Raw genomic sequence first — 9,810 nt, 5'->3', positions numbered from 1 at the left:
TCACGCTTTGTCTCGGATGATTCACTTTTACCCCCTCAATCCGCGTATGTGCCAGTTGGGGGTGCGGAATGTGGGTTCAAAAACATCAATATTTCTCTCTTTTCTCTTTCTCTGCGCCCTCTGCGCCCTCTGCGGTTGGAAAAAAATCTACTTTACTTCAAGCAATACGATGGCTATAGGCGATCGCACCAAACCCTACAAATCAAAACTCTCTTCACCAATACTTCCCAGTTCCCCGCTACCGAGAAACTCTTCCTCCTCTACTTCCTCACTCCCAGACTCGAAACTTTCCACCACAAACGGCAAACCCGCCGCCATCAAACCCCGTTGAATCACTTCCGGCGTTTCCTCAAACAAAACAAATAGCGGATGAACAGCCTCAGCTTCATCGCTGTAAATATGTCTGTAGCGGTGCGGCATCACCCATTCGTAACCTTTATCCAGCCAAACCTGAGACTGTCGCCAGCGGCCGAGCAACTCAGAAAACTCTTCGCCCGGACGATGAATGAAAATCAAAATTTCCACTCCAATTTTAACTTTCCATTCAGGATCACACATCAAAATCGCCAAATCGCAGGGCAAACAAACTGCCTGTCCGGGCGATATGCTAGTGCCGCTGCTTCCCGCATACGAAACCCCGTCCCGCAAGCGGGCAATTGGCAAAGGAATTGTGATTAAACTCTCAAGGGCGCGGCGGATACTCGGAATCATTTCCATGTAAACCCGATATTTTTTCAGCAGGGCGATCGCGGCAGAAGATTCGCTGTACTCTGCTAGTAAAGTCTCGTAATGTGATTGTTTAACAGACATTTTCAAACCAAAGAATAAGTAATTACTAATTTGCTAATTGCTAATCGCTCGCTTCTCGTTACCAGGAAGACCCCATTGGTGACAACTTAAGCTCAAGTTCCCCGAAGGGGGGAACTTGAGCTTGCCTCCAGACCTTGGTGTGTAACGCGAACAGCGATTGAAGCATTTATGGCTATGGGCTACAAATGTCTGGAGAATGCTTACAGCCTTTTTATTTACAAGGTTTGAGCCATTTGCAGTCTCAAGATTAAGCCCGATACGATGCCTCTTTGTTATTTTATGCCGCTCGCCTGAACTTCATCTGAGCCAAAAAGGTAATCTGGTCTGTAATGTTTGACTCTGGGAGCAACATCAGACGTGAGAGTGTCAATTCCCCAAGCTCAAGATCGCCATCCGGCAATCTTAGTGATCATAAGATTGCTCATAAGTCAACATAAAACCTAAATTTTTACAAAAATCGGCTAATCTTAAAGACTTGCTAAAGCAATGAGGGGTTGTACCCCCCATAAGTTAGAGTCTGATCATTATAGATGCACCCTGATGGCTTTCCCGTTCCACAAGAGCGGGATTTTTATTATTGGAAAGCCGGAGCGTTAAGTTTCACAATCTACAGATAAAATGACGTGGGGATGCCAAGATTAAAGATATAGCAGAGCTAAAGCTCAAACTAGGGCGCCGATGGATCGAACCTCACCCCTAACTCTGCGAAATAACCCAAAAGCGGTAGCATAGTTTGGGAAACGGCATCAACTGAAGATGAACTTAGCGCCAGCAACAGTCCTGCAACAGGGCAAATACAAAATTAACGCGACTTTAGGGATAGGAGGGTTCGGCATCACTTACCGAGCTATCCACACCCATTTAAACCAAACCGTCGTACTCAAAACCCTCAACGAAAGTCTGCGCCAACACCCAGAATCTGCCCAATTTCAGCAGCAGTTTATTGCCGAAGCCCAACACCGATCGCGGTGTCAGCATCCCAACATAGTCAGGGTAATTGACTTTTTTGAAGAAGCCGGACAGTCTTTTATTGCAATGGACTACATTCCGGGCCAAACTCTCGCCCAAATAGTCGAAACCGATGGGCCGCTCCCAGAAGCCCAGGCCCTGCACTATATTCGGCAAATAGCCTCAGCCTTAAGTACAGTTCACCACAGCGGATTGCTGCACGGAGATATCAAGCCAGAAAATATTATCCGGCGAGCCGATTCTCACGTAGTAATGTTAATAGATTTCGGAATTGCCCGCAGCTTTACCGCCGGCACCAAGCAAACCCACACCAACTTGCTCTCCCCTGGGTACGCGCCGATCGAACAATACCTCCATGACGGTAAATGTACACAGGCCACTGACATCTACGCGATCTCCGCCACCCTCTACTACTTACTCTCCGGCGTGGCGCCCGTAGCAGCACCCCTGCGCGATCGCATTCCCTTGACTGAGTTACGGCAATTTCAGCCCAACCTCAGCCCAGGAATCGAACGAGCCATCCTTCAGGGACTCGAAATCGACCCTCACAACCGCCCTCAAACAGTGGAAAATTGGCTCACCATGCTGCAAGAAACAGAGCGAGTATCAGTAAAAAGAAAAGGCAAGCAAAGTCTAAGATTGCCCGCACCTCCCCCGCCGCAGTTGACTTTTCTGGCGTTTGTCGTAACGGCTGCAATTGCAGGCTGGATGGGTTTTGACCTAGCATCGCACTACAACAGCACCAGTCTCAGTAATAGTCCCAAAATTGAATCCTTCCCATCTCTCGAAGATTTGCTCAAATCCCGCGATTTGTCAGGGCCGATGTTCGGGCAGCCATCTGTCGAAAGCAGCCCTCTCTACCCGATCGAACTCAACAAGCGTCCCAAACCCCCCTTAGACAGCAGCAACCTTTCCGAACAGAGCGACGAGCCCTCAGAAACTAGCGCCGAACCTTCTGAGCCTCCAAGCCAGGAAACTACCGCCCCAGAGCCCGAAGCGGAACCTGAGCCATCGCCGGCGCCCGAACCCGCAGAGGAGCCTTCTGAGTCCCCCATTCCAGAGCCTCCAACCGAAATCGAGCCAGAACCCCAACCTGAATCCGCACCGGTACCGGAAGTTGCGCCCCTGCCTGCTGAACCGCCCGCCGCACCCGCACCGCCTGTCCCTGGGAGTGCTAGCGCTGAAACCCTGCCGCCGTCGGAATCCCCGTCGCCAGTAATAGCGTCGCCGATCGACCGATCGCCTGAGCCTGCGATACCAAGTCCCAGTGGCAACAATTCAGATAGTTCGATCGCACCTGATTCACCACCTCCTGTGCCCGATCCCACGATGCCTTTTCCCGAACCTGCGACAAATTAGTATGGTTTTTATTGGTTAAAAGTGCGGACAAATACTTGGTTTTATAAGTCAGCAAATATCCGCCCAGTAGTTGAGATAATAAGGCCCTACCTAGCCAACGACTAGCTTCCAAAAACTTCCGTCGAATCTGAAAATCCCAACAGTCGCCCTCTGAGTTTATCGAATATTTCCTATTCCCTCTGCAATCCAAATGCCCGCCAAAAAATGCAGGACGGTTTCCTATTTTGATTTAAATTATGTTAGAATATGTGCGCGGCGCTAAGGTTGTGTGAAGTCGTGTATTACTGTAGCCAAGCTGCAAACATTTTGGTACAAAGCAACCCGAATCTGGAATTTGAGCGAGTGTAAGCGAGGCTTGGGGGCTAAGCCGTGGCGCGTTAGACTGTTCTAACTCTCAACAATCCTATCCCCGACACTCGGGGTGGGAGTGTCAATTCCCCCAAAATTCCTTCCTTTGGGAGCAAGCATCATTGGGGACAAGCAAGTTATAATTTGTTGCGGAAGCGCACAGAGATTTTTTATGAGTAAACCCCCAGTTCATGCTTTTTTTGTAGGCAGAGCACTTGCCGAAGCACTGTACGAGCAATTAGAAAGCGCAGCAACCAACGCTTTCTCTGAAATCGGCAAATTTGACGCCGAACAAAGAGAACGCCTGCGACAGTTCACCGATCGAGTTGTGGAACGGGCAAATCGAGCTTCGGATGAGGCGATGCAGACCCGAACTGGCACTGCAAGCACCACAACTATTCAAGACATCCATCCCGCTGATTTGCAAGCGACTATTGACGAGCTGCGCGCCGAAGTGGCTCTGGTGCGATCGGAATTGCAGCGTTACCGCAGCAGTTTGCCCTAGCGATCGACTCGACCACAACTATTATTTACTACGTGAGCGCATTGCTTTGCGCTCCTGCGCTCCTACTTTCAATCAAAGCAACAACATAAAATAAGCAATTTGGGAACCCAAGTGTCTGCTCTCCTTGATGACTCTGTTAATCGCCAGCGCTCCCCCAAGCACACTGGCGAAGCCGATGAGCAAAAAACTGCTAGTAAATCCTACAAAAGTAAAGCTTATCGCTGGAATCGCGAAAAATACTCCCGGAAGCGGCGCTTCTTCGACATTTGGGCCTTTGTCTTGCTCTGGCTGGCTTCCCTCTGGCTCGACAGCAAAAATTGGAGCTACTGGGGAGGCGTGACTGAAGAAAAGAAAGTTGCCAGACGGCGCTTTCAAGCTATCTGGGTTCGAGAAACACTCTTGGATTTGGGGCCAACTTTCATTAAAGTGGGGCAGTTATTTTCTACCCGCGCCGATTTGTTCCCCGCAGAGTTTGTGGAGGAACTTTCTAAGCTGCAAGATAAAGTCCCTGCTTTCAGCTACGAGCAATTGGAGGTAATTGTCGAGCAAGATTTGGGCAAGACAGTTCAAGAACTCTACCGCAGCTTTGACCCGGTGCCCCTGGCCGCTGCCAGTCTGGGTCAGGTACACAAAGCTCAACTACATTCGGGCCCGGAAGTGGTTGTCAAAGTGCAGCGACCGGGACTGCGGAAACTGTTCGAGATCGATTTGCAAATTCTTAAGGGAATTGCCCGGTACTTTCAAAACCATCCTAAGTGGGGCCGCGGTCGAGATTGGATGGGGATTTATGAGGAATGCTGTCGCATTCTGTGGCTGGAAATTGACTATCTCCATGAAGGCCGCAATGCTGATACTTTTCGCCGCAATTTTAGCAACTGTGACTGGGTGCGGGTGCCGAGGGTTTATTGGCGGTACGCGGCTCCGCGAGTGCTGACTTTGGAATACCTGCCAGGGATAAAAATCAGCCACTACGAAGCTTTGGAAGCGGCCGGTATCGATCGTAAATTAATCGCTCAGTTGGGGGCAAAAGCTTATTTGCGGCAGTTGCTCAACGACGGCTTTTTCCACGCTGACCCACACCCCGGCAACATCGCTGTTAGTGCTGACGGTTGTCTGATTTTCTACGATTTTGGCATGATGGGGCAAATCCAGTCGAACGTCCGCGAAGGACTGATGGAGACGCTCTACGGCATTGCTTCCAAGGATGGACAGCGGATTATGGATTCTCTGATCAATTTGGGAGCTTTGGTGCCTACGGGTGATATGAGTCCGGTGCGGCGCAGCATCCAGTATATGCTGGATAACTTCATGGACAAGCCTTTTGAAAATCAGTCTGTGGGCGCGATTACGGACGACCTTTACGATATTGCCTACAACCAACCTTTTCGCTTCCCAGCTACTTTTACTTTTGTAATGCGAGCTTTTTCCACCATCGAAGGGGTGGGCCGAGGTTTAGATCCCGAGTTCAACTTTATGGAGGTGGCACAACCTTTTGCCATGCAGCTTATGACTAATGGAAATGGCCATGATACAAGTAGCAGCATTTTTAACGAAATCGGCCGTCAGGCGGCTCAGGTGAGTTCGAGTGCTTTGGGTTTGCCCCGCCGGATTGAGGAGACTATTGATAAACTCGAACAGGGAGATTTGCGGATTCGCGTCCGTTCGGCCGAAACAGAACGTTTGCTCCGCCGCATGAGCAGCGCTCAAATGGGTACGAATTATGCTTTGCTGATGAGTGCTTTTACTTTGTCGGCGACAATTTTGTTTGTCAGCAATCAAGTCTGGCCGGCTGTCGCTGTTGCCGTGCTGGCGGCGGGTGCAGGGTTTGCTCTTATGCGTTTGTTCAAGCGGATCGATCGTTTAGACAGGATGTCATAATTGTGCAATTTGCGATTTGAAATTTCAGGTTTGAGATTTCTCGCCAGCCAAAATTTGACATCGAATGTTAAGTTTTGGCTGGCTGACCACAGATTGCTGAAATTTACAACACTTATGCGCTTTGAGGCTAAAAACCCGTTTGCTGCCTAGATTTCTCGCCAGCCAAACCTCTAATTTTGGGTATAAATCCAGTTTTTTTTGCAGGTGCTGCTGAATTTACTGGATTTACCGAAATTTTAAGATGGGATGACCATCTTACGATCTACAATATAAGGTCAAGGAAGTGCAATTTTTCCAAAACTCGCGATCGCGGGCTGCAGAATTTCAAGTCAGTTCGGGATTTAAGTTTTGGAAGAAAAAATCGCACCCCATTAAATCAAGCTTTCAAGTTCGATGAGTCCAATCACCCAATCTATGAAACGCTCTTTCGCAGGTAAGACAGACACAGGGCTAGTTCGTTCCGTAAATCAGGATTCGTACTACATAGACTCTGACGGGCGATTTTTCATAGTGGCCGATGGAATGGGAGGACACGCCGGAGGTCAAGAAGCCAGCCGGATTGCGACTCAGGCGATTCAATCTTATTTGCTCGAACATTGGGAAGGGCCAGAGGATTCTCCCCTGTTGTTGGAAAAGGCTTTTTTAATTGCCAATCAAGCAATTTTGACGGATCAGCTCGACCACCCGGAACGTGCTGATATGGGTACTACGGCTGTGGTTCTAATGTTTAGGGATGAGGGCCGACCCTGGTGCGCTAATATCGGGGACTCTCGCTTGTACCGACTGCACGGATCTCGCTTGGAACAGATTACTGAAGACCAGACTTGGGTGGCTCAGGCTGTGAAAAGAAAAGCCCTAACTCCTGACCAGGCTCGCTCTCATCCTTGGCGTCACGTTTTGTCCCAGTGTTTGGGCCGCGATGATTTGCGGGAGATAGATATTTTGCCTGTGGACGTGCAGCCTGGGGATCGCTTGCTGCTCTGCAGCGATGGCTTGACTGAAGAACTTTCCGATCCTTTGATTGCTTCGCCTCTGAAGTCGATTCGCGCCTGCGAGGGCGCTGCAAATGCTTTGATTCAAGCAGCTAAGGAGAAAGGGGGACGCGATAATATTACTGTGGTGATCGTAACGATCGACCTCAAATAATATTCATAGCCCGATCGCACCCGACCATCTAAAATCGAAAAATCGAAAAAGTGAACAATCTAAAATCTAAAATCTAAAATCTAAAATTGAATGACCCGCGTTATCGGTTTGATCAGCGGCACGTCGGTGGATGGCATTGATGCTGCTTTGGTGGATGTGGTCGGTTCCCAAACAGACTTGAAAGTGCAATTGGTGGCCGGCAAGACTTTCTCTTATCCTGCTAATTTGCGATCGCAAATTCTCTCGGTTTGCAGTGGCTCAGCTTTGTCAATGGCTGAACTAGCAGAATTAGATGATGCCATCGCCCAAGAATTTGCCACGGCGGCATTGACAATTCAAGCAGAATATGATAAAGCCGAATTAATCGGCTCTCACGGTCAAACTGTCTACCACCGACCTGCTGGGAAATCCCAGAAAGACAGGGCCGGTGCGTTAATGGGCTACAGCTTGCAACTCGGGCGGGGCGCGCTAATTGCGGAATTGACAGGAATTACTACTGTGAGTAACTTTCGATCGGCAGACATTGCTGCCGGGGGTCAAGGAGCACCCTTAGTGTCAATAGTTGATGCCTGCCTGCTGGCGGAACCCAACATCAGCCTTTGCATCCAAAATCTGGGGGGAATTGGCAATGTTACCTATCTTCCGGCAAGAGGAAAAGGGGGAAACAATGACGAGTCTGAGATTTTCAGTCTTGGGGATGGGATATCGGGCTGGGATACAGGCCCGGCGAATTCCCTGTTAGATTTGGCAGTGCAGCACTTCTCAGGTGGCACTAAGACGATCGACGAAGGTGGAGCTTGGGCAGCATCGGGAACTCCCTGTCAAGCTTTAGTCGAGGATTGGCTCGGATCAGAGTTCTTCCGCCAAGCACCGCCGAAATCAACGGGGCGAGAGCTATTTGGTGTAGACTATTTTGACAGGTGTTTGGTCGAGGCCGAAGGTTACAACCTCAGTCCTGCTGACGTGCTGGCTACTCTGACAGAACTGACTGTTGCCTCGATCGTTCACAGTTACCAAACTTTTTTACCGGCTATGCCCGATCGAGTTTTACTATGCGGGGGCGGCAGCCACAATCTCTACTTAAAACGCCGATTGCAATCTCAATTGCATCCAGTGCAAGTGTTGACTACTTCTGAGGCAGGGTTGAATGTAGATTTTAAAGAGGCGATCGCATTCGCGGTTTTAGCCGCATGGCGGGTTCGGGGCATTCCCGGCAATCTACCTCAAGTTACTGGCGCCCGGTCACCGGTACTTTTAGGGGAAATTAACTCTTGTTGGCACAGTTGGGCGTGATAGCATAGAGTCTGAGGGACAACGGCTGTGCGTTGTTGCACCAGCATTGTAGCCAGCAGCAAAAGCATAGGAACAGCACTGTGGCTCACACGTTTTTAATGGAATCTGGCCAATGGACGCTCGAAGGAAGCTGGATTGAGCGCAATGGCGTGCCAATTACGGTTAAAGGCAAAACTTTAGTGAGCTGGAACCGAACAGATTGGTTCAGTATGGTGACCAAGCTCGTATTTCCTGGAGGCGATCGCGAAGAGATTATTTTGCAGTACCGAGGACACCTCAACAGCGATGAACGGCAGTATACTTTTGTACTCCAACACAGCGAACTCGCCCGCGTCGAGGGCGAAGGTTGGATTGCTCCCCAGTCGATCGTCCAGCGTTATTGGGTGTTGGGAGATGAACGCCAGCGGAGGACGGGTTTTGATACCCTTCACCGGGTTGATGACAACCGCTACTACCAATCTAGTGGCATAATGTCTGGTCATTACTTGACGAGTACAATGGAGGCGACTCTGGAACGTCAGCCGGAATAACTCTTTCTAGAGTCCACAGTTGCCAGTTCTAGGGATTGATTTGACATACTCACCGTCCTTTCATGAGCGGTGATTCTTGACGGTTCGCAGCAATCTGCCTCCGAAAAGGTCTTAGAATCGCTCCCCGTCCATTTAGGGTCGTGCCGATGCCCCGTGCCGACCTTTTCTATATTTTTTGCGGCGTTTTCATCCCTATCCTGCTCAGTACCGCAATTAATACAGAGTATTGAGCGGATAGATAAATCAACTTTGCCCCACCGGAATCCACAACAGGAACAAACTTGGCTAGTGGGTTCCCATCGACTAATGACGACAAATTCCCGTTCTAATTTTTGGGATTTTGCCTCGCAAAGCGTTCTAAATTCCCTCCATCCCTGTAAGCTAATTGCCCTAGCTAGGGCTTGCTGAATAATCGATCGCCAGCCAAGAACAGGTGCGATCGATATATTCAAGCTCGGTTAAAGATAAGTTTTTCTGTATCGAGTTACCCCAATAATAATTGGGGATTATCTCCAACCAAAAAACAGGTGTTCTTTTTCTAAATAGATATAAAAACACACAAAAAACCCGGCGCCACCAGGTAGAAAGATTCATTACCAAAAAAGTAATTGCAATAACTGTACTAGATGTATTATCAAGTTTAGCCATCACTCTATTCAGGCCGAATCTTCGTTTGCCTTGTCCGAACTTGCCCTCAATTGCATTTCTAATCCTCTCATCTTTCAACGCTTGCCTCTTTTTTGATTTACTCACATTTGCTGGAGGTCTTCCTAAAGGAGGTCCACTAATTCTAATGCCTTTTTCTTTACACCACGCTCGGTTTTCCCGATTTCGGTAAATGCGCTCTGCATGAACGGACTCTGGATAATATCCTGTGAACCTATGATAATACCAGTTTTTTAAAGATGTGATAGAGATAAAGAATGTAAAATCCCAGACCATCCGGTGAGAAAACCAATGACGCGATCGGTG

General features: G+C 49.0%; 7 protein-coding genes and 2 pseudogenes. 6 read left to right on the top strand and 3 right to left on the bottom strand.

Annotated elements, in window-relative coordinates:
- Positions 1-195: 195 nt before the first annotated feature.
- Positions 196-810: a hypothetical protein gene (locus QUB11_RS30295; RefSeq protein ID WP_333392493.1), complete on the bottom strand. Its 615-nt coding sequence runs from the start codon at positions 808-810 to the stop codon at positions 196-198.
- 756 nt (positions 811-1,566) lie between these two features.
- Between QUB11_RS30295 and QUB11_RS30290 the strand changes: the two genes are divergently transcribed.
- The 6 genes from QUB11_RS30290 to QUB11_RS30265 all read left to right on the top strand — a co-directional run bounded on the left by QUB11_RS30290 (position 1,567) and on the right by QUB11_RS30265 (position 8,838).
- The gene (locus QUB11_RS30290; protein WP_333392491.1) at positions 1,567-3,138 is read left to right on the top strand and encodes a serine/threonine-protein kinase; all 1,572 of its coding nucleotides are present in this window, start codon (positions 1,567-1,569) and stop codon (positions 3,136-3,138) included.
- Positions 3,139-3,658: 520 nt separating this feature from the next.
- A complete protein-coding gene (locus QUB11_RS30285; RefSeq protein WP_333207330.1) occupies positions 3,659-3,991 on the top strand; it encodes a DUF6825 family protein in 333 nt (110 codons plus the stop codon).
- Positions 3,992-4,102: 111 nt separating this feature from the next.
- Complete coding sequence (locus QUB11_RS30280) at positions 4,103-5,869, top strand: AarF/ABC1/UbiB kinase family protein (protein WP_333147538.1); 1,767 nt, start codon at positions 4,103-4,105, stop codon at positions 5,867-5,869.
- Positions 5,870-6,283: 414 nt separating this feature from the next.
- Positions 6,284-7,015 carry a PP2C family serine/threonine-protein phosphatase gene (locus QUB11_RS30275; protein ID WP_333392489.1) on the top strand — a complete coding sequence of 244 codons (732 nt, stop codon included), beginning with the start codon at positions 6,284-6,286 and terminating at the stop codon, positions 7,013-7,015.
- Between the two features lie 90 nt (positions 7,016-7,105).
- Positions 7,106-8,308 (top strand): anhydro-N-acetylmuramic acid kinase, encoded by a 1,203-nt coding sequence (locus tag QUB11_RS30270; RefSeq protein ID WP_333392486.1) that lies wholly within the window; start codon positions 7,106-7,108, stop codon positions 8,306-8,308.
- Between the two features lie 80 nt (positions 8,309-8,388).
- Positions 8,389-8,838: a hypothetical protein gene (locus tag QUB11_RS30265; RefSeq protein WP_333042233.1), complete on the top strand. Its 450-nt coding sequence runs from the start codon at positions 8,389-8,391 to the stop codon at positions 8,836-8,838.
- On the opposite strand, the pseudogene QUB11_RS30260 reads toward QUB11_RS30265, so the two are convergent.
- Positions 8,826-9,236 (bottom strand): annotated as a pseudogene (locus QUB11_RS30260) (zinc ribbon domain-containing protein); the annotation flags it as partial. The gene QUB11_RS30265 and the pseudogene QUB11_RS30260 overlap by 13 nt on opposite strands.
- A gap of 50 nt (positions 9,237-9,286) precedes the next feature.
- Positions 9,287-9,810, bottom strand: a pseudogene (locus QUB11_RS30255) (transposase); the annotation flags it as partial.

Source organism: Microcoleus sp. B6-A1 (genome assembly GCF_036705085.1).
Lineage (GTDB): Bacteria > Cyanobacteriota > Cyanobacteriia > Cyanobacteriales > Microcoleaceae > Microcoleus.
Note: the sequence above shows the minus strand (reverse complement) of the source record. Positions and strands in the feature narration are given on the sequence as shown.

Bases quoted from the DNA above. Each gene is read 5' to 3' on its own strand.
- QUB11_RS30295 (WP_333392493.1), bottom strand. From the start codon at position 810: ATGTCTGTTAAACAATCACATTACGAGACTTTACTAGCAGAGTACAGC.
- QUB11_RS30290 (WP_333392491.1), top strand. From the start codon at position 1,567: ATGAACTTAGCGCCAGCAACAGTCCTGCAACAGGGCAAATACAAAATT.
- QUB11_RS30285 (WP_333207330.1), top strand. From the start codon at position 3,659: ATGAGTAAACCCCCAGTTCATGCTTTTTTTGTAGGCAGAGCACTTGCC.
- QUB11_RS30275 (WP_333392489.1), top strand. From the start codon at position 6,284: ATGAAACGCTCTTTCGCAGGTAAGACAGACACAGGGCTAGTTCGTTCC.
- QUB11_RS30270 (WP_333392486.1), top strand. From the start codon at position 7,106: ATGACCCGCGTTATCGGTTTGATCAGCGGCACGTCGGTGGATGGCATT.